This window comes from Verrucomicrobium sp. 3C, assembly GCF_000379365.1.
In the GTDB taxonomy this organism is placed as follows: Bacteria; Verrucomicrobiota; Verrucomicrobiia; order Methylacidiphilales; family Methylacidiphilaceae; genus Methylacidimicrobium.
The window spans coordinates 307,342-331,970 of record NZ_KB901876.1 but is presented as its reverse complement, the minus strand read 5'-3'; the positions used below and the strand labels follow the sequence as shown (position 1 = coordinate 331,970).

At 60.4% G+C, this 24,629-nt stretch carries 22 protein-coding genes and 1 tRNA gene; 9 read left to right on the top strand and 14 right to left on the bottom strand.

Annotated features, from left to right (window positions below; all coding sequences use genetic code 11):
* Positions 1-379 precede the first annotated feature (379 nt).
* Positions 380-1,876, top strand: a complete 1,497-nt coding sequence (locus A37A_RS0112420) for an amino acid permease (RefSeq protein WP_018291814.1) — start codon at positions 380-382, stop codon at positions 1,874-1,876.
* Here A37A_RS0112420 and A37A_RS17465 read toward each other — a convergent pair.
* Positions 1,847-3,475 carry a bifunctional aminoglycoside phosphotransferase/ATP-binding protein gene (locus A37A_RS17465; RefSeq protein WP_018291813.1) on the bottom strand — a complete coding sequence of 543 codons (1,629 nt, stop codon included), beginning with the start codon at positions 3,473-3,475 and terminating at the stop codon, positions 1,847-1,849. The genes A37A_RS0112420 and A37A_RS17465 overlap by 30 nt on opposite strands.
* A 54-nt stretch (positions 3,476-3,529) precedes the next feature.
* On the opposite strand from A37A_RS17465, the gene A37A_RS0112410 reads away from it, so the two are divergent.
* The 3 genes from A37A_RS0112410 (at position 3,530) to A37A_RS21540 (ending at position 7,520) form a co-directional block, all read left to right on the top strand.
* A complete protein-coding gene (locus tag A37A_RS0112410; protein WP_231363921.1) occupies positions 3,530-5,704 on the top strand; it encodes a hydantoinase/oxoprolinase family protein in 2,175 nt (724 codons plus the stop codon).
* A gap of 189 nt (positions 5,705-5,893) precedes the next feature.
* Positions 5,894-7,102: an IS1634 family transposase gene (locus tag A37A_RS22085; protein ID WP_018291811.1), complete on the top strand. Its 1,209-nt coding sequence runs from the start codon at positions 5,894-5,896 to the stop codon at positions 7,100-7,102.
* Entirely contained in the window at positions 7,080-7,520 is a 441-nt protein-coding gene (locus tag A37A_RS21540; protein ID WP_018291810.1) for a transposase, read from the top strand. The genes A37A_RS22085 and A37A_RS21540 overlap by 23 nt, the downstream gene beginning before the upstream one ends.
* A gap of 65 nt (positions 7,521-7,585) precedes the next feature.
* Here the strand turns inward: A37A_RS21540 and A37A_RS0112400 are convergent, their stop codons facing one another.
* From A37A_RS0112400 to nadD, 8 genes are all read right to left on the bottom strand, one after another.
* A complete protein-coding gene (locus A37A_RS0112400) occupies positions 7,586-7,960 on the bottom strand; it encodes a YidH family protein (RefSeq protein WP_018291809.1) in 375 nt (124 codons plus the stop codon).
* A gap of 350 nt (positions 7,961-8,310) precedes the next feature.
* Positions 8,311-9,474 (bottom strand): pyridoxal phosphate-dependent aminotransferase, encoded by a 1,164-nt coding sequence (locus tag A37A_RS0112390; RefSeq protein WP_020494411.1) that lies wholly within the window; start codon positions 9,472-9,474, stop codon positions 8,311-8,313.
* Between the two features lie 41 nt (positions 9,475-9,515).
* The gene (locus A37A_RS0112385; protein ID WP_018291806.1) at positions 9,516-10,685 is read right to left on the bottom strand and encodes a nucleoside-diphosphate kinase; all 1,170 of its coding nucleotides are present in this window, start codon (positions 10,683-10,685) and stop codon (positions 9,516-9,518) included.
* Between the two features lie 281 nt (positions 10,686-10,966).
* Positions 10,967-12,019: a tRNA (adenosine(37)-N6)-threonylcarbamoyltransferase complex transferase subunit TsaD gene (gene tsaD / locus A37A_RS0112380; RefSeq protein WP_196799618.1), complete on the bottom strand. Its 1,053-nt coding sequence runs from the start codon at positions 12,017-12,019 to the stop codon at positions 10,967-10,969.
* Between the two features lie 249 nt (positions 12,020-12,268).
* Entirely contained in the window at positions 12,269-13,240 is a 972-nt protein-coding gene (locus tag A37A_RS17455) for a UDP-glucuronic acid decarboxylase family protein (protein ID WP_018291804.1), read from the bottom strand.
* 114 nt (positions 13,241-13,354) lie between these two features.
* Positions 13,355-14,434: a TrkA family potassium uptake protein gene (locus A37A_RS0112370; protein ID WP_018291803.1), complete on the bottom strand. Its 1,080-nt coding sequence runs from the start codon at positions 14,432-14,434 to the stop codon at positions 13,355-13,357.
* Between the two features lie 291 nt (positions 14,435-14,725).
* Positions 14,726-15,064: a ribosome silencing factor gene (gene rsfS / locus A37A_RS0112365; protein ID WP_018291802.1), complete on the bottom strand. Its 339-nt coding sequence runs from the start codon at positions 15,062-15,064 to the stop codon at positions 14,726-14,728.
* Positions 15,061-15,669: a nicotinate-nucleotide adenylyltransferase gene (gene nadD / locus A37A_RS0112360; RefSeq protein ID WP_026195817.1), complete on the bottom strand. Its 609-nt coding sequence runs from the start codon at positions 15,667-15,669 to the stop codon at positions 15,061-15,063. The genes rsfS and nadD overlap by 4 nt, the downstream gene beginning before the upstream one ends.
* Positions 15,670-15,744: 75 nt before the next feature.
* Here nadD and A37A_RS0112355 point away from each other — a divergent pair.
* Positions 15,745-15,818: transfer RNA gene (locus tag A37A_RS0112355), tRNA-Pro, on the top strand.
* A 217-nt stretch (positions 15,819-16,035) separates the two neighbouring features.
* On the opposite strand, the gene A37A_RS0112350 is transcribed toward A37A_RS0112355, so the two are convergent.
* Positions 16,036-16,605 (bottom strand): peroxiredoxin, encoded by a 570-nt coding sequence (locus tag A37A_RS0112350; RefSeq protein ID WP_020494410.1) that lies wholly within the window; start codon positions 16,603-16,605, stop codon positions 16,036-16,038.
* Between the two features lie 113 nt (positions 16,606-16,718).
* Between A37A_RS0112350 and A37A_RS0112345 the strand changes: the two genes are divergently transcribed.
* A complete protein-coding gene (locus A37A_RS0112345) occupies positions 16,719-17,702 on the top strand; it encodes a hypothetical protein (RefSeq protein ID WP_018291799.1) in 984 nt (327 codons plus the stop codon).
* 251 nt (positions 17,703-17,953) lie between these two features.
* Entirely contained in the window at positions 17,954-18,403 is a 450-nt protein-coding gene (locus A37A_RS0112340) for a hypothetical protein (protein ID WP_018291797.1), read from the top strand.
* Between the two features lie 198 nt (positions 18,404-18,601).
* Here the strand turns inward: A37A_RS0112340 and A37A_RS0112335 are convergent, their stop codons facing one another.
* From A37A_RS0112335 to fdhD, 3 genes are read right to left on the bottom strand one after another with little or no spacing between them, the layout of a single operon-like run.
* Positions 18,602-19,561, bottom strand: a complete 960-nt coding sequence (locus A37A_RS0112335; RefSeq protein WP_018291796.1) for a hypothetical protein — start codon at positions 19,559-19,561, stop codon at positions 18,602-18,604.
* Positions 19,561-21,147 (bottom strand): hypothetical protein, encoded by a 1,587-nt coding sequence (locus A37A_RS18540; protein ID WP_018291795.1) that lies wholly within the window; start codon positions 21,145-21,147, stop codon positions 19,561-19,563. Before A37A_RS18540 ends, A37A_RS0112335 begins: the two co-directional genes overlap by 1 nt.
* Before the next feature lie 6 nt (positions 21,148-21,153).
* Positions 21,154-22,035 carry a formate dehydrogenase accessory sulfurtransferase FdhD gene (fdhD, locus tag A37A_RS0112325; RefSeq protein WP_018291794.1) on the bottom strand — a complete coding sequence of 294 codons (882 nt, stop codon included), beginning with the start codon at positions 22,033-22,035 and terminating at the stop codon, positions 21,154-21,156.
* A gap of 306 nt (positions 22,036-22,341) precedes the next feature.
* Between fdhD and modA the strand changes: the two genes are divergently transcribed.
* Positions 22,342-23,124, top strand: a complete 783-nt coding sequence (gene modA / locus A37A_RS0112320; protein ID WP_018291793.1) for a molybdate ABC transporter substrate-binding protein — start codon at positions 22,342-22,344, stop codon at positions 23,122-23,124.
* Positions 23,125-23,155: 31 nt separating this feature from the next.
* Complete coding sequence (gene modB, locus A37A_RS0112315; RefSeq protein ID WP_018291792.1) at positions 23,156-23,821, top strand: molybdate ABC transporter permease subunit; 666 nt, start codon at positions 23,156-23,158, stop codon at positions 23,819-23,821.
* A 319-nt stretch (positions 23,822-24,140) separates the two neighbouring features.
* On the opposite strand, the gene A37A_RS19525 is transcribed toward modB, so the two are convergent.
* Positions 24,141-24,377, bottom strand: coding sequence for a DDE transposase family protein (locus A37A_RS19525; RefSeq protein ID WP_081616306.1), 237 nt, complete (start codon positions 24,375-24,377; stop codon positions 24,141-24,143).
* Between the last annotated feature and the right edge of the window lie 252 nt (positions 24,378-24,629).

The following is a 24,629-nucleotide window of genomic DNA, read 5'->3' as shown; positions in this document are numbered from 1 at the left end:
TCTAATCATGGTCAGATCGAGGCTTCTCGCAAGGTTGGATGGCCTGTGCTTGTTCCCAACCGGGTGCTAACCTGCATGTCGCGCAAGCGTTCTCCTGCGGCATGCGCAATGGGCCTGTCTGCTTCGTTGGGACTTGGGTTTTTGGCCCTCCTCGCAGCATGTCAGTCATCGTACAACTCCGGGGGAAAACCTGCGCTCCGCTTTGCATCCAGGCCCATTCGCCGCGCCTCGGATACGAACTTTGTGAGATATTCAGGCTAGACAATAAAATCGTGGACAACGGGCTTGGGCTTCTGTTCATGATTTTCTGGAAGAGAGCGAAAAAATCGCCGCTCCCGGAACGACGACTGCTTTTGTGCAGGAAGATAGAAAAGAGAAGATGGAATCGCAAGGAGGCGCAGGGGAGCAATTGCCCGAACGGCGGGAAGCTCCGGTAGGGCTTCATCGTACACTCACCTCGCTTGACTTGATGCTCCTCGGGATCGGTGCGATCGTCGGCGCCGGCGTCTTCGTGCTCACCGGCGTTGCGGCCGCCACGGCGGCGGGACCGGGCCTCTGGCTCTCCTTCGTGGTGGCGGGGCTGGCCTGTGTCTTTGCGGCTCTCTGCTACGCGGAGTTTGCCTCCGTGGTGCCGACCGCAGGGAGCGCCTACGCGTATGCCTCCCTGAGCATGGGGGAATTCGCCGGGTGGCTGACGGGATGGAACTTGATTCTGGCCTACCTGTTGACGGGCGGGGTGGTGGCGATTGGCTGGTCGGGATATTTTCAAGAGCTCTTGGCCGGGGTCGGCCTCTCCTTGCCGACGGCTCTGGGCAAGGCTCCCCACGAAGGGGGATGGCTCAACCTTCCCGCGGCGCTGATCGCGCTCGGGTTGAGCGGGATTCTCGCCCTCGGGGCGCGGGAGAGCGCGCGCTTCAACCACTGGATCGTCGTGATAAAGCTTCTGGTGATCGGCCTTTTTTTGCTGGTCGCCATGCGCCATGTGAATCCGCAAAACTGGCATCCTCTCCTCCCTTTCGGCTGGAGGGGAGTCATGACGGGAGCCGCACTCATTTTTTTTGCCTATGTCGGATTCGACGCCGTTTCGGCGGCGGCGGAGGAGGCCAAGAATCCGCAGCGCGACCTGCCTCTGGGAATCTTGGGATCCCTCGCCGTATGCACCGTGGTCTATATCCTGGTGGGAGTCGTCCTGACCGGAATCGTTCCGTACCGGATTCTCAACGTGAAGGATCCGGTCGCTTTCGCCTTGGTCCAGGTCGGCGAGCGGGTGGCCGCTGACTTCGTGGCGGTTGGGGCCATTGCCGGGATCACGTCGGCCCTCCTGGTGAACCTCTATGGTCAATCCCGCGTCTTCTTCGCCATGTGCCGGGATGGCCTGCTGCCCGGCTTTCTAGGGAGGATTCATCCGATCTCGCGGACGCCCGCGCGCATGATCCTTCTCATTGGGGCGTTGGTCGCGGGAATCGCCGGCTTCCTGCCGATCGAGTCGGTCGCGGAGCTCACGAACATGGGGGCTCTTGCCGCGTTCATGGTCGTTGCGTTGGGAGTCTTGGTGCTCCGGAAAAAGAGACCCGGGCTGCTCCGGCCGTTTCAAGTCCCGTTCATGCCGTGGAGTGCCATGAGCGCGATCGGCTTTTGCGGTTACCTCATGACCAATCTCAGTCGCAAAACGTTCGTCTGCTTTCTCCTCTGGATGTTCGTAGGCGCCCTCGTCTACCTGGTTCTTCTCTGGGGCCGCCCGGGCCGGCCGTCCCACGCAGCCTTGACTCGGGGAACCACGGATTTCGAAAATGCCGTTCCGCACCCCGAGGGGATCTGGTTCTCCACGGGGCTGAGCCGCCCTCAATCAGGGGGTGGCGGCTTTTCGGGAAGCTAGCGCGTGGAGGGCCTCGGAAACGGCGGCTTCCGCACTCTCCTCGCAGGGAATCCGCAGCAGCGTCTGCCCGGACGCTTCCGTTGCTGGCTCGAATCGTCCGTCGAGAAGTTCGAGGTTTTCCATCCGGGCGTCCGAGATCACCGCCGGCTGCTTTTCGCGGGCCTGGAGCCGGTCTCTTCGGACGGAATGATTCGCTTGGGCTTCCAAGAGGATGAGCTCTGCCCCCGCTTGGGAGCAGATTTCGTGGAGCCTGCGGCGCTCCTCGCGGCGGGAAAAAGTGGCGTCGACGACGCAACCCGAGCGAGTGCGGAGGACATCAAGGGCGCGACGGAACAACTCGTCGTACGTTTTTTCGGAAAATGCGGGCGAATAGAGCCAGGAGCGCACTTCTTCGCTTGGTCTTCCTCCATTGGGAAGACCGGCAAGCTCCTTGCGAAGGGAATCCGAGGAGAGATGTTCCCAGCCGAGCTCTCTTGCCAGGCCGGAAGCCAGGGTTGTCTTGCCGGCACCGACCCGCCCGAGCACCGCTAGAGCAGTCGGCCGGGAGCCGACCGTGGCGTATCGGAGCCCGAGTTGGAAGTAGCGTCCGGCTCGCCGTCGGCACTGCTCCTGCGCGGAAAGGGGTACCAACGGATCTCGCGCCGTCATCGATTCGACCTTGCCGCGCACATAGGCTCGCTGGCAGCAGTAGAAGTCGGTCAGCTCGAGCATCTCCGGGTCGTTCAGCCTGCGCGCCATCTGTTCGAGGAAGTAGAGGCCCAAGTCGAAACGCTCGTGGAAGGCGAGGTCCATGGCGAGGAATGCCGCATCGCTGGCAACATCGACGGAGCGGAATCGGTCGTTGAACTCGATGCGATCGTAGATGCAGAGCCCTTGGGGTGAAATGTGGATATGCTCGAGGTGGAGGTCTCCATGCCCGTCCTTGATCCAACCTTCGCGTACCCTTCGCTCGAAGAGAGGGGCTCGCTGCCGGTAGAACTCCTCGGTAAAGAACCGGAGCGTTTCCCAGGTCACCCGATCGATGGTTTTTCCGATATCCCCTTCCGTCTGGGCAAAGTTCTCGTCGGAGGTGATCTGCAGCTTCTCGATCCGACCCCAATCCAGGACCGATTCCTTGCGCGGCTGGCCGGAATAGAATGCAGCCAGCCGCTCAGCGACGCGGTCGAGCTCGGTCTTTCCAAATAAGCCATTGGCAATAATACGCTTAGCAAAAAAGTCTTCGGGAAGTTGTGACATGCGAACGGCATATTCCACCGGCTCTCCCGCCCCCTCGAAGCGGAGGTTGCCGTTCTCCCGGGCGATCGGGACCACGCCCAGATAGGCTTCGGCGCAGAGCTCTCGGTTCAAGGCGACTTCGCGCTCGCAGAAGTGCTTGCGCTTTTCGAGGGTCGAGTAGTCGAGAAATCCGAAGTTCACCGGCTTCTTGACCTTGTAGACGTAAGGGGGGACGAGGAAGACGTAGGAGGCGTGGGTCTGGACAAAATCGACTCGTTCGGGAAGGTGGGGGTAGGAGCGCGGATCCTTTAAAAAGCGGAGAAGTTCTTCCGGGGAGGGGAGTTCGTCGAGAGGGGCGGGATGGTGGGCTTCCTGGCTGTGCATAAATCGAGGCTTCCTGTTATGTTCGTCGGGAACTTCTACCGGAAGATCGGGCGAATGGCAAAGGCAAGAAAAGACGAAACGGAAAAGGCGGCTCTCCCGGGTCGGCTCCGGAAGAACCTCGCGTTGACCCCGGGAACGGCTTCCGCGCTGGCTATGGTAAGCAGGGAGAGCCGTCTTCTTCGAGTCGCCGTGGATACGGGCGGCACCTTCACGGACTTCGTTGCTCTCTGGCAAGGTAGACTTTTTTGTCTCAAGCTGCCTTCGACTCCCCACGCCCCCGAAGAGGCGCTGCTGATAGGGATCCGACGCTTCCTGGAAGACCGGAATCCGAGCCGGATCGAGGTCGTTCACGGCACCACGGTCGGAACCAACGCGATCTTGGAGCGCAAAGGGGCGCGCACGGCACTTCTGACCACCAAGGGATTCGAGGATCTGCTGGAGATCGGCCGGCAGAATCGGCCGAAGCTTTATGCGCTAGGGCCATCCAAGCCGGCTCCTCTCGTCGCGTCCGAGTTGCGCCTCGGAGTTCCGGAGCGAGTGGGGGTGCGCGGAGCGATCCTAAGGCGGCTCGATTCGTCGGCGGTGATGGCGATGAAGGATCCTCTTCGCAAAGCCGGGGTGGAAAGCATCGCGGTCGTCTACCTCTTCTCGTTTGCAAATCCTCGGCACGAAGAGGAGACGGGGATGCTGCTGCAGGACCTCGGCCTGCCCGTCTCGCTTTCCTGCCGAGTGCTTCCCGAGCATCGCGAGTACGAACGGATGTCCACGACCGTCCTCAACGCCTACATCGCTCCGATTCTGCGGCGTTATCTCGATCGTGCCGCCGGCGGAGTAAAAAAGATGGCGGAAAGCATGGGAATCGAGGAGCCGCCGGCGTCTTCTCTTTGGGTCATGCAGTCGAACGGAGGCGCTCTTTCCGCGAGTCGCGCGGTCGAGCAGCCCATTCAGACGGCGCTCTCGGGGCCGGCGGGCGGGGTGGTCGCCGCTGCCGCCTGGGCGCGTCTTGTCGGTTATCCGCAGGTCATTGCCTTTGACATGGGAGGCACATCGACCGACGTGAGCCTTGTCGGGGGCGCCCAAGCCGCAAGCCGCGGCGGCAGGATCGGCGGTTATCCGGTTGGCATACCGCTTCTTCCCATTCAGACGGTCGCGGCGGGTGGCGGCTCGATCGCCCGCGTCGATGCGGGCGGCGCCTTGCGGGTGGGCCCGGAGAGCGCGGGCGCAGATCCCGGGCCCGTCTGCTACGGTAGAGGGGGGGAGATTACCGTGACCGATGCGCATCTCGTCCTTGGACGGCTTGGGCCGGATGGCCTGCTCGGCGGGCAGATGAGCTTGGATGTCATCCGGACCCGAGAGTTCTTTGAGAAGTTTAGCCGTGAGCATCTGGCTGCGTTGTGCGGCATCGGAGCGGAAGAAGAGAACCTCGTGGAGAAGTTGGCCCAAGGGATCTTGGAGGTAATCAACGTCCGCATGGCTCGAGCCATCCAGCTCGTTTCCGCGGAGAGCGGCAAGGATCCTCGCGACTTCCCTCTCCTGGCCTACGGCGGTGCCGGCGGTTTGCACGCCTGCGATCTGGCCGATGCGTTGGAGATTCGGCAGGCGATCATCCCACGGGATCCGGGCCTTTTCTCGGCTCTAGGCGGCCTTTTTTCGGATTTTGTCCGGGACTACGTGGAGACCCTGCTCCAGGCACAGGAGCAGACGGAGGAGGAGGATCTGAGGCGGATTTTCGACCGATTGGCGGCGCGAGCGGAAGGCGAATTTTCCGCCGAAGGCTTTTCCAAGGCCGAACGAACGCTCTTGTTCTTTCTCGATCTGCGCTACGCGGGCCAAGGCTTCGAGATCACCACGCCATACACCGAAGAGTATGTTAGGCAATTTCATCAGTTGCACGAACTCAAGTACGGTTATGCCGACTGGGGTCGAAAGATCGAGATCGTCTCTCTCCGAGTCCAAGGCCGTGGCATTCCTCAAAAGCCCACGCTTGTTCCGGAGAAGGAGATGGGTCCCGAAGTCCCGAAGGAAGGGCTGCTTGGAGAGCGAGCGATCTGGTTGGCAGGCCGGCATCGAACCGCCCGCTTCTTCCAGAGGGAGCGACTGCTTCCGGGAAACCGGATGGAAGGGCCTGCCGTCATCCTGGAGTATAGTGGCACGACGGTCGTGCCGCCTGGCTGGGCAGTCCGAGTCGATGGTTACAGGAACCTCCTTCTTACCCGACAGGGGGGGTAGCCGCCTCGCATCCAAGCCCATTCTCCGCGCCTCGGCTACGAACTTTGTAAGAAATGGCGGCTAACCTGACTTTGACACTTTTTCACCGACATTGTGATTTATCAATTACTTACGGAAAGCATGTAGTACGTAATATATGAAATAATATATTGACGTGTATTCGTTGCGTTTGGCATAAAAGAGTGCGTAATGTACTTTTGCGAGGTCAAGTCGCGGCAGAAGGGGAAGGTCTACAAGAGTTATTTCATCCGAGAGTCGTATCGGACCGAGAAAGGACCTCGTTCCCGGACGATCTGCAACGTCACCGCGCTACCCGAAGAGGTCCGGGAGCTGATTCGTTTGGGCTTGCAGGGGAAGAAGGTCGTCGAGGTCGAGAAGCTGGGACTGGAGGAGCAGTCGGACTTCGGGGGTCTGGCGGTTTTGCGGGAGGCATGGGAGCGGTGGGGACTGGAAGAAGTCCTGGCCTCGGTGGAGGATCCGAAGAAGAGGAAACTTTTGCAGGCGATGATCTTCGGCAGGATTCTCTTCCCCTGCTCGAAGCTTTCCTTGAAGGAGGAGGCTCGGGGGACGCTTCTGGCGCAAGCCTGCTCTTTGGAGAAGAGCGAAGGATTGGACGAAGAGGATCTCTACCGGGCGATGGATGGGCTCAATGGGGTTTGGAGCCGGATCGAGCGTGGGCTTTTTCAGAGAGCGTTTCCCGGAGGGGTAAGTCTGGTGCTCTACGATCTTTCGAGCACCTATTTTGAAGGAGAGGGTCCGAAGGGGTTGGCTCGCTATGGCTACAGTCGGGACCATCGGGATGACCGGCCGCAGGTGCTTTTGGCGGTGGCGACCGATGCGGAGGGGATCCCGATCCATGTGGAGGTTCTCCGAGGCAATCGGGCCGATTCCTCGACGCTCCCCGGGCTTTTGGTTGGCTTGCGGCGACGGCTGGGGATTGAAAAGGCGGTCTTTGTTTTTGACGGCGGGATCCGAAGCTTTTTTAACCTGGAGATGCTGACGGGGATGGAGTTGGGATACGTGACCCGGGCGAATCGGGCTCAACTCCAGGAGCTGGTGGAGAAGTTGCCGCGGGATCGGCAGCCGGAGCTCTGGGACCGGACCGAAGGGATGGAAGTGGAGAAGGACGGTCTTCGGTATGTCATTGCCGGAGGAGAGTGGCGGGCCAAACGGGATCGGGAGAGGCGGGAGGCTCGAATCGGCAAGGCGAAGCTTTTGCTGGAAGAGTTCAAACGAAACGCACACAAGGACGAGGATGCGGTTCGGCTGGGAAGCCGGGTCGGCCGGATGCTGCAGCGGTGCAAGGCGCACAAGTACTTCCGGTACGGAATCGACGGGGACGGTCGGTTCTGGTGGAAGCTCGACGAGAAGGAGATTGCCAAGGAGCAAAGCCACTGACGGCTGGTATCTACTGGAAACCAATCTGCCCCCCACCGAGGCGTCCGCCAAAGAGGTCCTGGCCCACTATAAAAGCCTCGGCGAGGTCGAGCAGGCCTTTTGCGAATTAAAAAGTTACCTTGAGGTCCGGCCGGTCTTCCATTGGCGGCCGGATCGGGTCCGGAACCACGTGAGGATCTGCTTTCTCGCGTATTGGATGACGGCTCGTTTGGCCGCCGAATGGAGCAAGCTCGGTGTTGTCGAACACGTTCCTGCGCTCTTGCGCCGCCTCCAGGCAATCCGCCTCGGCGTTCTCTCCGTGGAAGGCAAGCCGATCGTTCGTCTTTTGAGCAAGATTCCTCGGGAACTGAATCGGCTCCTGGAAAAACTTCGTCTGCTCCCGCTCTTCGCCCAGCCGCCGGCTTGGGCAGCCATGTAGCCCAGTAGCGGAAAGGCCTGTCCTTCCGCATCAAGGAGTTGCGCCGCTACTCAATGGAAGTCAGGCTAAAGGGCGATCCGGAGCGCCAGATAGAGACCAAGCAGGATGCCGGCGCCCGACAGGCAGCCACCCAGGACGGTATCGAGAAGGACAAAGCTAGTCTTTTCTAACTCCGGGCTGTCGATCTGCCGGGCATAGAGCCGATAGCGAAGGGCCGCCATCCCGATCATGATTGCGCCCAGGGTCAAGAAGGCAAGTCCAATGAGCCTGGTCGCCGGCTCCTGCGTTGTCGGCGGTTGATTGAGCGCAAAGCGGAGGTAATCGAGAAAGAGGGTGAACTTCTCCAGCAGGAATCCGAACGCCATCAGTCCGATGCTTGTCCGAATCCAGGCGAGGTATGTGCGTTCGTTGGCCGAGTGATCCCCGAAGTTCCTTCGCATCGGAAGCGGGCTCGCCTCTTTGTCCGTCCGCCTACTCCTGCTCAGGATAGGCTCGTCATCGGTCCCTTCTTCGCGAGCCGACAGGAGTCTGGCTTACGAAGCGAAGTGGATCCCGTCTTAGCCGCCATTCCTCCCAAGCTTTCTCCTGCGGCTTGCACAATGGGCTTGTCTGCTTCGTTTGGCTTGGTTTTCCATCCTTGCAGTATGTCCTCATACAGCTCCGGTGGAAAACCGGCGCCGCGCCTCGAATCCAAGCCCATTTGCGGCGCCTCGGCTAGGAACTTTGTGAGAAATGGCGGTTAGAATCCATGAGTCCTGGGAAGGGAGGGAGGGACGGGGTGCCATGGGGCTTACAAGCGCTTCAGGAAGCCGCCAAGCCGCTCCACTCCTCTTTTTAAGCTCTCCATGTCCGTCGCATAGGAGAGCCGTATCGTCCGGTCGTCGCCGAAGGCGATCCCAGGAATGACCATCACCTTTTCTTCTTCCAGGAGGCGCTCGGCGAACTGGGTGGAGGAAAGCCTCGTTTCCCCGATCTCGAGCAGCAGGTAAAACGTTCCTTGGGCTCGGAGAAAGTTGATTTTGGAAAAGGAGCTAAGCTGTGTCACCAAGTAATCTCTTCGGCGCGCATACTCTTGGGTCATGGCCAGCACACAATCTTGCGGACCTCGATAGGCAGCTAATGCCCCTTTCTGCGCAAAGGAGGTCACGTTAGAGGTGGAGTGGCTCTGAATTGCCTCCACGGCTCCGGCAGCCCAAGGAGGGGATGCCACGTAACCCAGCCGCCAGCCAGTCATGGCGTAGGCCTTGCTAAAGCCGTTGACGGTGAAGGTGAGCGAATAGAACGCGGTGTCCAGGGAGGCAACGCTCGAGTGCTTCTGTCCGTCGAAAAGAATCTTTTCGTAGATTTCATCGGAAAGGATCAGGATATCCTCTTCGACCGCGACCCGAGCCAGCGCTTCGAGCTCTTCCCGCGTATAGACCGAGCCGGTGGGATTCCCCGGGCTGTTAAGGATGATCATCCGAGTCTTTGGGGTCATGGCCTCGGAAAATTCCTCCGGGGTGATCTTGTAGCCATTCTCCAGCCGAGTGGGAACGATGACGGGCTCCCCGTCGGCGATCTTGACCATCTCCGGATAGCTCAACCAGTAAGGAGCGGGAATGATGACCTCGTCTCCGGCCTCCAAAGTCGCCAGAAGGACATTGAGGCAGGCGTGCTTGGCGCCGCAACTGACCGTGATCTGCGTCGGCTCGTAGGATAACCCATTGTCCCCTTTGAGCTTGTCGGCGATGGCCTCGCGCAGTTCGGGGATGCCCGAAGAGGGTGTATACTTGGTGAAGCCCGCATCCAGGGATCCCATGGCGGCGGCCTTGATGAACTCCGGAGTATCGAAATCGGGCTCGCCCGAGCCAAGATTTATAATATCTACTCCTTTAGCCTGCAGCGACTTAGCCTTGCTTCCCAAGGAAAGTGTAAGGGATGGGGTAATGCGTTTGGCACGAGAAGATGGTTCCATAGGGCCCTTTGGGTGGTTCGACGGGTGAGAGTGTGGTGCGGCTAGGAGCCGTAGTATTCGGAGACGAGGGAACGAAAGTTGCTTTCTCCCGGGCGGAGGATCTGGATTTCACGCTCGGCGCTCTCGACCGAGTCGGAGGCGTGGGCGGCGTTGACCATGATGTTCTGACCAAATTCGCGCCGGATCGAGCCCGGTGGCGCCTTGGCGGGATCCGTGGGTCCGAGAACCTCCCGGATCCGCTGCACGGCATCGATCCCCTCATAGACCAGCACGAGGCATCTTTCCTTGCCGGGAAGCGTGCATTCCGCTTCCGAACAATCCTTGGGATTGTGACCGGTCATGAACTGGAGGATCAGGTCGAACTGGTGATCGGCCGCCTTCGGTCCCAGGAGTCGGCCAAGCTCTTCCTTCAAAACCGGATTCACACTGATCCCGAGGGCGGATCGCACTAGTTCTGTTACCTTCTCGCCCGTAGCGCCGACCAGCTTCTCGCGTAAGACCGACCGAACGGGAGCATAAAATTCTTCGGCTTCAGCGAGGCTCATCCGGTGAATCTTGATCGCCGTGATCGCGAGTCCCGTCTTCGAGAAAAGGTCAATGACGGTACCCGGTCTGCCGCCAGGAAGACGGATCGTGTCCGGCTTGAGGATCACGAGGGTCCGCTGGTGCCGGGGGTCCTGTAAAGTGGGGAGGACGGCTGAGACCAATCCCGAATCGCTCTCCGCATAGCGACTCCAAAGACGGAGCTTGGCTTTGGCTTCTTCCACCGTGGGGGCCGCCAAAACGGCCGGCTCGAAGTAACGAACGGATCCGTCCCGGGCAAAAACGAGGTCGGAAAAGGTGTCTCGAACGGTTTCCCCGCCGCCGCTCATCCGGCGGATGTTGCCGACCGCTTCCCGTGTGCGAGCGACGGCATCGTTGCCCGTGAAGAGCAAGACCATGACCCGGCGCCGCTGCTTGGTTGCAGGGTCCGGGGCATAGTTTTCCAGGATGTATTCTTGAATGAGCTGCTGAATCTGACGGTCCTGGGGATCGTGTTCGGTCACGATCATCTTGGCGTACTCGCGGACGAGTTCGTGGCTAGGCGCAAACATGGCGGCTCCCGCCAGCTCCAAGCTCGTCCGGGTGAGCAGTCGAGAGAGAATCGCTCCTGTGCGCGACTTGTTCAGCGAATAGGGATTGATAATAACGTAACTGAGTTCACGTGCCATAAGAGAGGAAAAGACAAACGGTTAGCGCCTTCGACCGGCAGGACACCCTATGCCGTTCTTGCAGGAGGCGTCAATGGGAATTTCACATGGCCCAAGCCTGCATATACTCATAAGCGTTCTCCTGCGGCTGGCGAAATGGACCTGTCTGTTTCGTTGGGACTTGGGTTTTTGGCCCTCCTTGCAGTATGTGGTCCTACATCTCCGGGGGAAAACCGGCGTCCCGCCTTGCATCCAGGGCCATCGGCCCTCGCCTCGGGTACGAACTTTGTGAGATAGGCAGGCTATAGCGGCAGGCCCGGGTCGACATCCTCTCCGAGGCTGGCGGGCAGTCCGGCTGCGCTCTTCCAGGCCGCTGCGGATGCGATCATGACCGCATTGTCCGTGCAGAGGGCGGAGGGCGCGATGTGGAGGGCGAGCCTGGCATGGTGGCATCCCGCTTCCAAGAGTTCCCGCAATCGCTGATTCGCCAGGACTCCGCCTGAGGCCGCCAGGATGCGGAAACCTCCTCCCGCCGCCGCCCAGAGAGCCTTCTCGCAGAGGGTGCGAAGCACGGCTTCCTGCAACGAGGCAGCCACGTCCGCGAGAAAAGCAGGGTCACCGCGCTCTTCGGCATGTTTTTCGAGGAAATATCGGACGGCGGTCTTCACGCCGCTGAAGCTGAATCGGAGGTCGCGCGCTTCTGGAAACCCCCGCGGAAACCGAAATGCCTTGGGGTTGCCTCGGGCGGCCAGCTTCTCGATCTCCGGTCCTCCCGGGTAAGGCAAGCCGAGGAGGCGGGCGATCTTGTCGAGCGCCTCTCCAGCCGCGTCGTCCGAGGTGGAGGACAAGATCCGATAACGGTTCCATCCTTCGACGGAGGCTAAAATGGTGTGGCCCCCGCTGACCACGAGACCGAGGAAGGGAAACGAGATCGATTCCTCCGCCTCGAGGAAGGGAGAAAAAAGATGGCCTTCGAGGTGATTCACCCCGAAGACGGGGAGACCAAGGGCGGCCCCCATCGCCCGCGCATAAGCGTTGCCGACGAGAAGGCAGGAAGCGAGCCCGGGCCCCTCGGTGACGGCAATCCCTCCAAGCTCCCGCAACGCGATGCTCGCTTCCCGGAAAAGCCGGGCGACCAGAAGAGGAAGGTTTCTCGAATGTTCGCGTACGGCGAGCTCCGGCACGACTCCTCCGTAAGGGCGATGGCGATAAACTTGGCTGGCTAGGAGAGCGCCGACGATCTGGGTCCTCCCCGCCTGCTCTGCCACGAGGGCGACTCCCGTTTCGTCGCAGGAGCTTTCAATGCCTAGCCAGAGAGTCGTCTTTCGGCGATCCATGCGAGTGCTAGCCGCCATTTCTCCCAAGCTTTCTCCTGCGGCTTGCACAATGGGCTTGTCTGCTTCGCTCTCGCTTGGTTTTCACTCCTTGTAGTACGTCCTCATACAGCTCCGGTAGAAAACAGGCGCCGCGCCTCGCATCGAAGCCCATTTGCGACGCCTCGACTACGAAATTTGTAAGAAATGGCGACTCGGATTCAAAGCTCTTGGCCGGGCTGCGGTTCCCGACAGCCATCGGAGAAATGCAGGCTAGCCTGAGAGTCCCGATCAAGTCGGCCTTTGCGCTTCCTCTTCTTTCCTCGCTTCCGGACGATGGGCGCGGAACCATTCAATCGTCTCTCGCAATCCCGTTTTTAGGTCGACCTTCGGAGCCCAGCCGAGGAAATTTCCGGCGCGGGTGATGTCCGGACGCCGCTGTTTTGGGTCGTCGACCGGAAGCGGCTTGTACTCCAACTGTTCGGGAATGTCGGCGAGTCGGCAGATCAACCGAGCAAATTCCAGGATGGAAAGCTCGGTCGGATTCCCCACGTTCACCGGATCGTCGAAACCGGATTGAGAGAGCAGAAAGATTCCCTCGATCAAATCGGAACAGTAGCAGAAGCTGCGAGTCTGCGATCCATCGCCGAAAATCGTGAGCGGCTTTCCTTCCAGAGCCTGTCCGATGAAGGCCGGGACGACGCGACCGTCCTGGAGCCGCATGCGAGGCCCATAGGTGTTGAAGATGCGAACGATGTGGGTGTTCACACCGTGGCTCCGGTGGTAGGCCATGGTCAGGGCCTCGGCAAAGCGCTTTGCCTCATCATAGACTCCCCGAGGTCCGATCGGGTTTACATTGCCCCAATATTCTTCGTTCTGGGGATGCACCAAGGGATCGCCATAGATTTCCGAGGTGGAGGCTAGCACGAATCCTGCACCCTTAGCCTTGGCCAGCCCCAAGGCGCGGTAGGTGCCGAGAGCCCCCGCCTTCAGGGTCTGGATCGGAAGATTGAGGTAGTCAATCGGGCTGGCGGGCGAGGCGAGGTGAAAGATCTGATCGACCTTCCCAGGGATGTCGAGGAATTCCGAGACGTCTTGTACGAGGAGGTCGAACTGGGATTCGTGCTTGAGATGGGATAGATTATCGGGGTTGCCGGTCACGAAGTTATCGACGCCGAGGACCCGATAGCCGGCGCGCAGCAGCCGATCGACGAGGTGGCTGCCCAGAAAACCGGCGGCTCCCGTGACGACGGCAAAAGGCATGGCGATGATGCTAACAGATCTAACGATCTGTTGTACAGAGTACAAACTCGTGGCATTCGTTTTTGGGAAGTTTGCCTCCGGATCGGCGCTTCTCCCGTTCCAACAGGAGAAGGTTCAGGGAGTTGCCTCACCGCGTTCCTCCCCGGAAGCCAGCCGCGCAAATGCCTGCAATTCCGCATAGGTTCCGAGCGCGATGAGCTCTTTGCCGGCATCAAGCACAGTCTCGGCGGTGGGCCGCACGGACAGCGTCCCGTCCGGCAACCGGCAGCCGAGGATCGTAACGTTGAACCGGTTGCGCAACTGGGCCTGCGCCAACGTTTGGCCAATCAGGCAAGAGCCCTGCCGGAGGGGAATTTGCTCCAGGAAGAGCTCCAGTCCCCCGACGTGGGCGGCCTCCCAAAGAAAATCGGCGACTGCCGGGCGAAGAAGCAGGGTAATCGTGCGGATCGCCGCCAGCTGGGAGGGCAGCACGACGCGGTTGGCTCCCGCCTTTTTTAGTTTTGGCTCGGAGGCTTCGTCGACCGCGCGGGCGATAATCGTGATCTCAGGGTTCATCAAGCGCGCGGTAAGAACGATCAACAGGTTTTCCGCGTCGGAGCTGGCGCAGGCTACCAGGCCCTTAGCGCGCAGAATCTCGGCGGCAATCAAGACGGCTTCGTCCGAAGCGTTGCCTACGATCGCCGAGGTTCCCGACATCTTGAGGCCGGCGAGAGCTTCGGACTGCGAATCGATCACCACGACCCGCAGACCCTGTTCGATCAGTTCCTGGGTGACATGGCGCCCGACTCGGCCGTAACCGCAGACCAGATAGTGGCCCTTCATCCCACTCAACATTCGGCTTTGCCGGCGCGTTTCAAGAAAATCCCGCCATTCGCCGGAGGAGAGGTATTCGATCGCCTTTCCCGCAGCATAAGCCGCAAGGGCCCCACCCCCGGCAATCAGCCCAATCGTAAAGAGTCGGCCCCGAGGAGAAAGCGGATGGACCTCCTCGAAACCCACGGTGCTGAGCGTGATGATAGTCATGTATAACGCGTCGAGAGGGGACATCTTCTCGATGCTCCAGTAGCCGAAAGTGCCGACCCCCATGAGGGCAAACAAGACCGTGAGAGCGCCCAAGAAATGGTAAAAGGGATGACGAATGACCGGCAGCAGCGCTGCCGACTGCGGAGAGGAAGAAACCCGGGGAGCGGGCATCGGCTATTTACTCCTGGCTTAGCCTGCCTGTTTCACAAGCGTTCTCCTGTGGCTTGCAAAATGGACCTCTCTGCCTCGTTGGGACCTGGTTTCCCCTCCCCGCCGGATGCTGTCCTATCGCTCCGGGGGAAAACATGCACCCTGCCTTGCAACCAGGACCATTCACCGCACCCCGGGTACGAACTTTGTGAGAAATGCCGGCAAGGAAAATAGGGAAGGTCGGTGGTCGGGAGGGGTGAAGGAAGGGCCATGCGGAAGCGATGGCTCACGGGGCGCGTCCCCGTCAAGCCCTCAGAGCATGGGTGCGTCTCCCCATAGGTGCTCGAGCTCGTAATGCGTCCGTTCCTTTTCGAGGAAGATGTGAACGAGGAGCGATCCGTAGTCGAGCACGATCCAATGGCTGACCGGAGAACCTTGAACGGAGAGAGGATGAATGCCATGAGCTTCTTGCACCTCCCGTTCGACCGAAGCGGCCAGTGCCTTGAGTTGCGGAGGGGACGCCGCGGAGCAGATGAAGAAGAAATCGGCAAAGGCGGAGAGATTGCGAAGATCGAGAATGACGGGTGAGATCGCTTTCCCTTGCAAAGCGACGTCTCGGCAAAAGCGTGCCAAGGCGAGAGGATCAGTCATCCGACGGGGATCTTCTCATAAAGCCGGTGTTTGGCGATGTGAGTTGCCACTGCACGAGGCACAAGATGAGCAATGGAAAGACCAGTGACCGTCCGGTCGCGGATTTCTGTCGAGGAGATGTCGACGAAATGGGGCGAGGGGAGCACTGCCATACCGTTCTCTGGGACGATGTTGACGTACCCTGGTCGCGGTATGACCAGAAAGGTGACGAGCTGACGAAGGCGCGGATAGTCCTTCCAGGATGGAAGGCTTTGCGCTTGGTCCGAGCCGATGATCCAAAAGAGCTCCGCTGCCGGGAAGCGGCTGCGCATCTCCTCCGCCGTATCCACGGAGTAGGAGGATCCGCCACGAATCAGCTCGCAGTCGGAGAGAGAAAAAACGGGCCATCCCCGCGTCGCTTGGCGAATCATCGCAATGCGCTGCTCTCCCGGTGCGACGGGAGGATCTGGCTTATGGGGAGAGAGGGCGCAGGGGATGAAGACGATGTGATCGAGATCCATCTGCTCGAGAGCATCCCAAGAGCTGATGAGGTGGCCATGGTGGATCGGATCGAAACTGCCCCCAAAGAGACCCAGGCGAAGGTGGGAGGGATGTTTTTTTGCCATGAACTCTGCGTTGCGCATCGGGAACTTGCTCTTGTTTCGGGAACTCTGTTATCCTTTTTATCAGATCCCGTCAAACGGGCCGTAGCGCAGCCTGGTAGCGCGCTTGCTTGGGGTGCAAGAGGTCGCGAGTTCAAATCTCGCCGGTCCGATTTTCGACCGGCCCGTCTTTCCGTTGATGGGCAACCCGTCTCGGAAGCGAGCGGGTGAGCGATCTCCCATTGGCCTGGGTACCGGATTGCGGATGGCAGCCTGACAGCCGCGCGGCGACGCTCGGGATACCTGAAGGCGGCTTCGAGGCTTGCGTCCGATACGGAGATACCCCGGACGCGGATCGCAGTGCCCGAACTCGAAAGCCGGAGGCGTTGTTCAAGAAGAGTGTCTTTCGATCTCCCGCAGCACCTCTTTCGCATGGGTCTCCGGGTTCACTTTTGCGTCGTGCCAGATAATCTTGCCGTTTCGAATCAAAAAGGATTGCCGGGTGGCATGACCGTTTCGCTTTGCCACGCCGAAGGCGTCGACGATCTTTCCCTCGGGATCGGCAAGCAGGGTGAAGGGCAGGTGGTATTTTTCGACGAAGTGCTTCTGAGAGGCGACCGTGTCCATGCTCACCCCAAAGACCCTGACTCCATGATCCACGAACTTCTGGTAGGCGTCGCGTAAGCCGCAAGACTCTTTGGTACATCCCGGTGTGTCCGCCTTCGGATAAAAATAGAGGAGAAGGATCGCATTCCTCGAAGCTTCCGCTAGGTCTACTTCATTCCCGCTTTGATCTGTCCCATGCACGATGGGTGCTGCCGCGCCCAGAGCGAGGGGCGTTATAGCTAAGTTCGTATTCATGAAAGAATAAAATGCGAAAAGAGTGATGACACCAAGGACATTCTTCGAGAAAAGAATGTCAGCTCGCGGCCAAGCCGCACCACCCGAGGCGGTCTCCATTCTTGTTTTTTCCTTCGGTCGGGCCTGATATCCTATCGGCGCAAGCACCTTCCTGTGAAAAAGGCACAGCCTGATCCACGCCAGCATGGGTCAAGGGACGAGGTGTTTAGGGAATGAGAGGGATTTGGCTGCGGGTGGGGTTGGCTTTCCTTCTGGGGGCGATCCTCGGTGTTGTCTACGTGCTGGCGAGCCGCAGCGGAAGGAAGCTTGCGCCGGGACCGTTCGTGTCGGGGCCGCCGAAGCCCACGGCGTTGAAAGAGGAGGTTGTCCGGGAGAGGGTGATGCCGCTTCTGCCGGAAGGCATGACGCTCGTCCGCGTAAATCCCATCTCGTTTCGGGAGTTTGCCGATGGCTCGTTCGGGGCGGGCTACCTCCTTCGCCTCGAATCGTCGATCTCCTGGTTTCAGCTCCCGGTCGGACACTTTTCGTCACCGGCGGGGGCCGATGCTCTCCAGAGGAAACTGGCTTCCTATCTTGTCTTCTATCCCGACCTGGAGCCTGGATCCTGCTACCGGGTGAACCGCAGAAGGGCAGTAGCCAGGAAGGGGAAAGCGATCACCGTGAAATGGGCGGTGGAGCGAGCACTCTTTTCCGACAACCGCTGGAGCGTGGAGAAGACGGAGCCGCTCCCCTTCGAGAGTTGGGGGCGGGTATTTACGGAAGAAGAGGTATCGGAGGTTCAGGAAGCAGAGCGAGCGGCTTGGGAAGGAATGGTCCGGACGTTGCAGAGGATTCGGGACAGGAAGGTCTCATTGGCAACAGGCCAAAGGGCTTTCGGGACTCCGCAAAGCCCGGACTCTCGGACGGGGGTGTCTCTTCCGTCCCAGCAACAGGATTTCAGCGGAGAACGGGTGGAAAAAGCACTGCCGGTCGAGTCACCCCCTGCTGGGGAGCGGTCGTCGGCGGTTCCCGAGCCCACGGGTCCACCCGGACCAAGCGGGAACGTTGGAGCAGAGCCATCGGCAGACCCTAAACGCCTATACAAAGAATATGAGCGGCAGTTGCAGCGTGCCGCCACCAAGCAGCGCGCAAGGCTTGCGGAGGAGAAAAAGAACTCGTCCGTCGGCGGAGCAACCAAGTCGACGGTGGCTCCATAACTTGCCTGCCGGTCTTCCAAGCGTGTTCTCCTACGGCTTGCACAATGGGCTTGTCTGCTTTCGCTCTCGCTTGGTTTTCCATCCTTGCAGCATGTCTTCATACAGCTCCGGTGGAAAACCGGCGCTGCGCCTCGCATCCAAGCCCATTGGCGGCGCCTCGGCTACGAAATTTGTGAGAAATGGCGGCTAGGGATGACGTGTGGGAAGAAGCGGTTGACGGAGTTTCTCTTGTCGTGGTTCGATAGCGAGGCATGAAAAAAAGAACGATCATCGTCCTAGCCCTCGCGCTCCTTTCCCGGTCTGGGTTCCTCCGCGCCGCCGAGCTGCCAGCCGGGACCGATGCGCCTGCCGCAACTCCCACGGATGCCCCGAGTAGCTGGCAGGATAAGTTGGCGGATCTGCTCAAGCGGGATTCCGAATTAAACAAGAAAGTCGACCAGCTCGATCAGGCGATCCGGCAAAAACATGATGATCTCGCCCGGTCCCTGGCCAAGGAACTGCAGACGGAACGGTCTGCTTTTCATCACGATCTGCAGCAGGTGAAAGACGCGCTCCAAAACGGGATCCGAGGTGCGGCCCAATCGCTTGGGCAGGGAGCCGGTCAGATCAAAGAAGAAGCGACCAAGCTTCAAGAGGCCCTGGAGCGGGCAGCCCAGCAGGAGGGAGCCGCCAATAGGCCCACGTCCTCCTCGCAGCCCTGATAGGAAGGGCCGGCCTGCCGGTTCTTCCAAGCGTTCTCCTGCGGCTTGCTCAAATGGGCCCGGCTGCTCCGTTGGGACTTGGGTTTTTGGCCCTCCTCGCAGTGTGAGGTCATCCAGCTCCTGGGGAAAACCGGCGCCCCGCCTTGCCTCCAGATCCATTTGCCGCGCCTCGGGTAGGAATTTTGTGAGACAGGCAGGCTACTCGACAGGCCGCGTCGCGGTCATGGGATCGAATGGTTGGGAGAGTTGGCCCAATGCCCAGAGAAGCCAAGCGTAACTCTTTTTTAGGTCCTTATCCTTGGGGAGAAGAATCGATCTCTGCACGAGGTCGACCGCGCTGATGGCTAGCGGTGCCCAGGAAAGTCTCCATCCCGCACCTTGAAGCTCCTGAACTTGCTTCGCTGCATCTGGTGAGGCATTGATGAGCGCATCGAGGGTCGAGCCGAGGCCGGTTTCGACTTTGTGGTTACGCGACTTTCTCGTTCGAGAGGTCTCCCGGTCTCCGAGAGGCGCGGCTGCCTTCCGGTAGAGGCTGCACTGCTGTAATCGCCGGGGACCTTCGGAGCGGAAGCGGAGGATGATCGTCTCCACGGCGCTGTCCCACAAGAGGAAATCGGGGGCGGAAAACTCCCAATACTTCCAGACACCTCGCCAACCGGGAGGAATCAGCGGGTTGGCTCCCGCCCGCGCTCCCGCTCGATAGGTGATGGCATCGGACGGCAGGATCTCTGTGCGGGCGGGGTCGAAGTCGACGATGGCAAGGAAGGACCAGCCTTGATTCGCACGTTCCGGAAGCCGCAGCTCTACGCGTTGGATCCAGGGGCGAGCCGAGCCCGACGTCTCGTAGACCGTAAGCCAATCGCCGCTCTCGATCCGATGGAGAGGCACACCGACGCTTGCTTCCGCCCTCGCGATTGTTGCGGGTTGAAGCAGGCGGAGGTTGTCGATCCAGGCAAACACTTCCCGCGAGCCGGTCGGGCGGGCGGACCCTTCTTGTTGCGCGGTCAGTTCGGATGGTTCCGTGACTGCGGCCTCCGTGGTCCGGGTCCGCATCCCTACAAAAAAAGCCAGGAGGAACAACAGAGCGGAATAGGCGAGTCGTCGCTGCGGCGAGACGGTCAAGCGGATGATGGACGTAAGGTGCTGAAGACGCTCCATCAGCGATGACCTCCGCCTCCGCCGTGAAATCCGCCGAAGCCTCCATGAAATCCTCCCATTCCTCCATGAAATCCTCCCATTCCTCCATGAAATCCTCCCATTCCTCCGTGGAGCCCGCCCGGCATTCCGTGGAAGCCGCCGAGTCCATGAGGTCCGCCCGCGCCGAGCGAAGCGCCATGAAAGACGTTCGGCGATCCGTGGAACGAGCCGCCCACGCCGTGGAAAACCCCACCATGACCGAGTCCAGTGGTCCCATGGAAGACGCCGGCGTGTCCCAAGGCCCCACCATGACCGAGTCCAGTGGCGCCGTGGAAGCCTCCTGCGGCCCCGTGCGGGAAACCCGTGTGGCCGGCAAAGGACCCGGCTCCCGCAGCGCTTCCGCCGTGAAAGCCATGGGCATGAGCGGCAGTGCCGAGGTTGGCACCGTGCAGGGCCGCCGAATTGACGGATCGGCCTGCGACGTCGTGAACGGCGGGGCTAAAAAGATGTTGCGGATGAACAGCGGATTGGGAAGGGAATCCGCCGTGGGCAAGAGCGGACGCGCCATGGCCCGCATGGGCACCGGTATGAGAAGAATCCTGCCCGTGAGCGATGCCGCCGGCATGCGTCGTCCCGTTCGCCGGGGTGCCGTGGCCGGCGCCATGCTGGGTTAGCCCATGATGAGGGGCCGGTGACGAGTGGCTCGGGACGCGGGATTGCGTTGCGGCCTGATGGTTGGCTGCCGTCTTGCCCTGGTGCTGTTGTTGGTGGGCGGCTCTCTGTTGTTCTACGATCACCATGGGAAAAAAAGGAAAAAAAAAGGGCCAGAAGCCCATGCCCCACATGCCCATACCCCACATGCCCATGCCCCATCCCCAGTAGGGGTATCCTCCATAGCCTCCGCCTCCATAGCTGGTCGTCGCTTCCGTGTCACCAACGAACGGGCCGGAGCTTCCCGCGTCGATGCCGTAACCCTCGGGCGGAGGGTTGGTCGCCGGGACGTCGGGTGGAGGTACAGAGAAGTCTTCCGGGGAGAAGCCGGGTTGTTGCGCGGCGGGCGCTTGCTCCTGGGCCGCGAGCATCGTCGACCGCTCTTCGAGCAACGCAATGCGCTGGCGAGCCGCATCACCCCATTGGCGGTCTTGGTTGATTTCCGTCAGAAACGTTCTCCAGGAGGGCGCGTTCGAACTAGGAAAAAGGCTGTCGGAGGAGGCGAGGCCGAGGCGCGCGGCGGCTTGGTCGGCCTCGGCCTGAATCTGGTCGGCCAGGATCGAAGCCCGGTCCAGCAGTTCCCGGAATCGAGCGCTTGCCGTTTGTAAAAGATCGGTGGGAATCCCTTGCGACTTCGTCGCGGCTTCGCCCTGCGCCAATAAATTTTCCAGCAGGAGCTTCTGCTGCACGAGCTCGCTACGAAGCGCATCGGCTTGTGGCAGAGACCGCGCGAGGGTGGTCTGAAAGCTCGTCTCCACCGCCTTGCGCTGCTGGGCGTTCTTCCACGCTGTTGCCCCCCAGCCCGCTGCTGCCGCCAGCGCGCAAACGGTGAAGAGCAACGCCGCCCAGCCTTTCCAGCCGGAGAATGACTTCATGATAAAATCCCTGGCTGTCATGAGTAACTAAGCATCTTTGGCGACTCGTGGCAAACAAGGCGCGTCGGCGGCAAGGATCCGCTCCCGGCCTCCATAGACATTGAATCGCTCTCCCCGGAGAAAGCCGACCAGCGTGAGGGAAAATTCTCTGGCCAGGCGTACGGCGAGGCTGCTCGGTGCGGAAACGGCACAAAAGAGCGGAAGTTCCGCCGCCAGGGCCTTTTGGAGGAGCTCGTAGCTTGCGCGGCCGCTGACGAGGACCAGATAGTCCGAAAGGGGAAGACGATCCTGGAGCAGAGCCCATCCGATGAGCTTGTCCATGGCATTGTGGCGGCCCACGTCTTCGCGCAGGGCAATGAGCTCTCCCTGCTTGGTAAAGAGGCCAGCGGCATGGAGCCCCCCGGTGGCACGAAAGACCCCCTGCCGCGATCCGAGCCGTTCGGGCAACAGAGGCAACAGATTGGCGGGAATGGTCCAGGCGATGGGCAGAGGGCGGCAGCCACGGCTGCGCAGAATCTCCAGAGAAGCGCGGCCGCACACTCCGCATGCGCTCGTGGTGAGAAAGTGGCGTTCGAGCCCTCCCAGGTCGGGCAGGCGCTCCGTGGCGAGATCCACGGTTACGACGTTGAAAAGCTGTTCCTTCTCCTTTGCCCGGTCCACGCAGTAGGAGATCGAGCGGATAGAGTTGGCATTCCGGACGACCCCTTCTCCGTAAAGGAATCCGGCAGCGAGCTCGAAGTCCGACCCGGGCGTTCGCATCGTGATGGCCACAACCCGTTCCCGGTGTCCGGCGCGAAGGCGAATCTCCAGGGGTTCTTCCACCGCCACCGAGTCGAGGCGGCGGACCATGCCTTTCTCTTCCCTGGTCCAGAGTTCGACGTTGGTTTTGCTGCCAGGCCGGATTGCCATTCCTTCCACTATACGCGCCTTGAGAGAAGAGGGGCAATGACTAGCCTGCCTGTCGCCCAAGCGTTCTCCTGCGGCTTGCGAGATGAACCTGTCTGCTTCGTTGGGACTTGGGTTTTTGGCCCTCCTCGCAGTATGTCATCCTAGAGCTCCGGGGGGGGGACCTGCGCCCCGCCTTGCATCCAGGCGCATTCGCCGCGCCTCGGCTACGAAATTTGTGAGAAATGGCGGTTAGAAACGCGTGGACAATCGGTGGAGACAGGCAGGTTAAAAGCTTTCCTCCTGAGGCCGGGACTTTTAAAAGGTGCTATGCGTCGTCTTTGGGTGTCCTTCCTCCTCTTCTCTCTCGTGCTGGCTCGACCCTTCTTTGCTGAACAGATCGACGCGGAGGGGGGGTCGGAAAGAGTCTTGCGGATCGGCGCGGCCGCCGATCTGCGTTACGCCCTTCCCGAGGCGATTGCCGCCTTTTCTCCGGGAGGAGGGCCTTTTCGGATCGAAGCGACGTACGCCTCCTCCGGGAAGATCTACGCGGAAGTGCTCCAGGGCGCAAAGTTGGATCTTTTCCTGGCGGCCGACCGGGAGTATCCACAGCGCCTGGTCGGTGCCGGGGCGGCTCGCGGGGAGGTCTTTGTCTATGCGCACGGTTCCGTCGTCCTCTGGGCAAGAAAGGAGGCGGATCTGTGGAGGGCTGGAGGGGTCGTGGCGGCGTTGCAAAGCCGTTTGCTTCGTCGTCTGGCCTTGGCCAATCCCCATGTCGCTCCCTACGGACGCGCGGCGGAAGAGACGCTGCGCCGGTCGGGCTTGTTTGCCGGGGTCGAAGGAAAGCTGGTCTTCGGGGAAAATGTCGCTCAGGCATTTCAGTTCGCGCAGCAAGGAGCTGCCGACGCCTGCTTGATTTCTCGGTCTTTGGCGTTGGCGCCGCCAGCCCAAAAAGAAGGTCGTTTCGAGGAGTTTCCCCCGGGGACCTCTCCCACGCTAGAGCAGGGGGGGGTGATTTTAAAAGGTTGCCGCTGGTTGGATCTTGCGGAAGCTTTTCGAGATTTTCTCCTCAGCCCGGAAGCGCAGAAGCTCTTTCGGAGTCATGGCCTGTAGGCAGTAGGCAACCTCGCTCCGAAGACCCGGCATGGACTGGATTGCCTTCTCGCTGAGCTTGAGACTGGCAGCCGTGACCACGCTCACGCTCTGCCTCATCGGCATTCCGATGGCCGGCTGGGTCGCCTATTCGAAGAGCAGGCTCCGGCCGGCCTTGGAGGCCGTCGTCGCTTTACCGCTGGTCCTGCCGCCGACGGTGCTCGGCTTTTTTCTCCTGGTCGGCTTCGGACGCGCTGGTTGGCTGGGGCAATGGTATGGCCGCCTGACGGGCGGCGGGTCTCTTGCTTTTTCTTTCGAAGGGCTCTGGGTGGCATCGGTTCTCTACAGCCTCCCCTTTCTGGTTCAACCGGTGGCGGCGTCGATGGCAGGAATCCCCAGCAGACTTCGCGAGGCGGCGTGGGTTCTGGGGGCGGGGCGGGCCGAAACCTTCGTTCGGATCGTCTTGCCTCTGGCATGGCCCGGCATCGCATCGGGGATCGTCCTGAGCTTTGCGCACACCTTGGGGGAGTTTGGCGTCGTTCTCATGGTGGGGGGAGACATCCCTGGAGTGACGCGGACGCTATCGATCTCCGTCTACGACGCGGTCGAGTCACTCGATTACGGCTTGGCAACGAAGACCGCGGTCTTCCTTTTCGTCCTTTCCTTCCTTCTGCTCTCCGCAGCCTACTGGTTTCAAAAGAGGCTCCTGGTACGCTAGTACATCGCGTCATAATTATGTGACATAACAGTGCAGACTAGGTATTATGGCTTTCATTATGGGAGCCATTTTAAGTGCATTACCGATTCGCGAAGAGCAGAGAGAAGAGTTAGCCTGACTTTGACGTGCGCCGTGAAAAGGGTGCATCGCCCAGTGGGGAGGGAGTGATCCCCACCCGGTAACTATTGCTCCAGCCGGAAGCACCCGGAGCGGCTGCTGGTGGTAACGCCGGTGGTCGAAGCCTCTGGGAAAAGGCCCGGAAAGCGGGTCAGCGAGCAAGCAGGCCCTAACGGAAGTGCAGGGTCTTTTGTTTTGGAGCTCATGCGGCGGCGAGGATGGCCAGACATTGTTTAGGGGTGGAGCAGAATCGTTCGCGGAAGTGGGGGAGGGATCGTTCGCCGAGGCGTTCGGAGAGGAGCGAGAGAAGGGCGTTACGGATGAGCGCCAAGTTGGCCAGCAGGTTGGCCTGACAGGAGCGAGAACGGTCTTCGCCCATCAGGACATCGCGTCGCCAATGGTTGCGGATTTCGATCCCGCCCCAATGTCCTCGGATCAAGTTTAACCATTCTTCGGGCGAATACTGATCCGGTGGCGCGCTGGAGAGGTAGTAACGGGACTCGGTGCTAGCCTGACTTTGACACTTTTTCACCGACATTGTGATTTATCAATTACTTACGGAAAGCATGTAGTACGTAATATATGAAATAATATATTGACGTGTATTCGTTGCGTTTGGCATAAAAGAGTGCGTAATGTACTTTTGCGAGGTCAAGTCGCGGCAGAAGGGGAAGGTCTACAAGAGTTATTT

Bases quoted from the DNA above. Each gene is read 5' to 3' on its own strand.
- A37A_RS0112385 (WP_018291806.1), bottom strand. From the start codon at position 10,685: ATGGCACGTGAACTCAGTTACGTTATTATCAATCCCTATTCGCTGAAC.
- A37A_RS0112350 (WP_020494410.1), bottom strand. From the start codon at position 16,605: ATGGAGACCGCCTCGGGTGGTGCGGCTTGGCCGCGAGCTGACATTCTT.
- A37A_RS0112335 (WP_018291796.1), bottom strand. From the start codon at position 19,561: ATGGAGCGTCTTCAGCACCTTACGTCCATCATCCGCTTGACCGTCTCG.
- A37A_RS22085 (WP_018291811.1), top strand. From the start codon at position 5,894: ATGTACTTTTGCGAGGTCAAGTCGCGGCAGAAGGGGAAGGTCTACAAG.
- nadD (WP_026195817.1), bottom strand. From the start codon at position 15,669: ATGGCAAAAAAACATCCCTCCCACCTTCGCCTGGGTCTCTTTGGGGGC.
- A37A_RS0112370 (WP_018291803.1), bottom strand. From the start codon at position 14,434: ATGCCCGCTCCCCGGGTTTCTTCCTCTCCGCAGTCGGCAGCGCTGCTG.
- A37A_RS0112390 (WP_020494411.1), bottom strand. From the start codon at position 9,474: ATGGAACCATCTTCTCGTGCCAAACGCATTACCCCATCCCTTACACTT.
- A37A_RS0112410 (WP_231363921.1), top strand. From the start codon at position 3,530: ATGGCAAAGGCAAGAAAAGACGAAACGGAAAAGGCGGCTCTCCCGGGT.
- A37A_RS0112345 (WP_018291799.1), top strand. From the start codon at position 16,719: ATGAGAGGGATTTGGCTGCGGGTGGGGTTGGCTTTCCTTCTGGGGGCG.
- A37A_RS0112400 (WP_018291809.1), bottom strand. From the start codon at position 7,960: ATGCGAAGGAACTTCGGGGATCACTCGGCCAACGAACGCACATACCTC.
- fdhD (WP_018291794.1), bottom strand. From the start codon at position 22,035: ATGGCAATCCGGCCTGGCAGCAAAACCAACGTCGAACTCTGGACCAGG.
- A37A_RS0112420 (WP_018291814.1), top strand. From the start codon at position 380: ATGGAATCGCAAGGAGGCGCAGGGGAGCAATTGCCCGAACGGCGGGAA.
- A37A_RS18540 (WP_018291795.1), bottom strand. From the start codon at position 21,147: ATGACAGCCAGGGATTTTATCATGAAGTCATTCTCCGGCTGGAAAGGC.
- modA (WP_018291793.1), top strand. From the start codon at position 22,342: ATGCGTCGTCTTTGGGTGTCCTTCCTCCTCTTCTCTCTCGTGCTGGCT.
- A37A_RS17465 (WP_018291813.1), bottom strand. From the start codon at position 3,475: ATGCACAGCCAGGAAGCCCACCATCCCGCCCCTCTCGACGAACTCCCC.
- A37A_RS17455 (WP_018291804.1), bottom strand. From the start codon at position 13,240: ATGCCTTTTGCCGTCGTCACGGGAGCCGCCGGTTTTCTGGGCAGCCAC.
- A37A_RS0112340 (WP_018291797.1), top strand. From the start codon at position 17,954: ATGAAAAAAAGAACGATCATCGTCCTAGCCCTCGCGCTCCTTTCCCGG.
- rsfS (WP_018291802.1), bottom strand. From the start codon at position 15,064: ATGACTGATCCTCTCGCCTTGGCACGCTTTTGCCGAGACGTCGCTTTG.
- modB (WP_018291792.1), top strand. From the start codon at position 23,156: ATGGACTGGATTGCCTTCTCGCTGAGCTTGAGACTGGCAGCCGTGACC.
- tsaD (WP_196799618.1), bottom strand. From the start codon at position 12,019: ATGGCGGCTAGCACTCGCATGGATCGCCGAAAGACGACTCTCTGGCTA.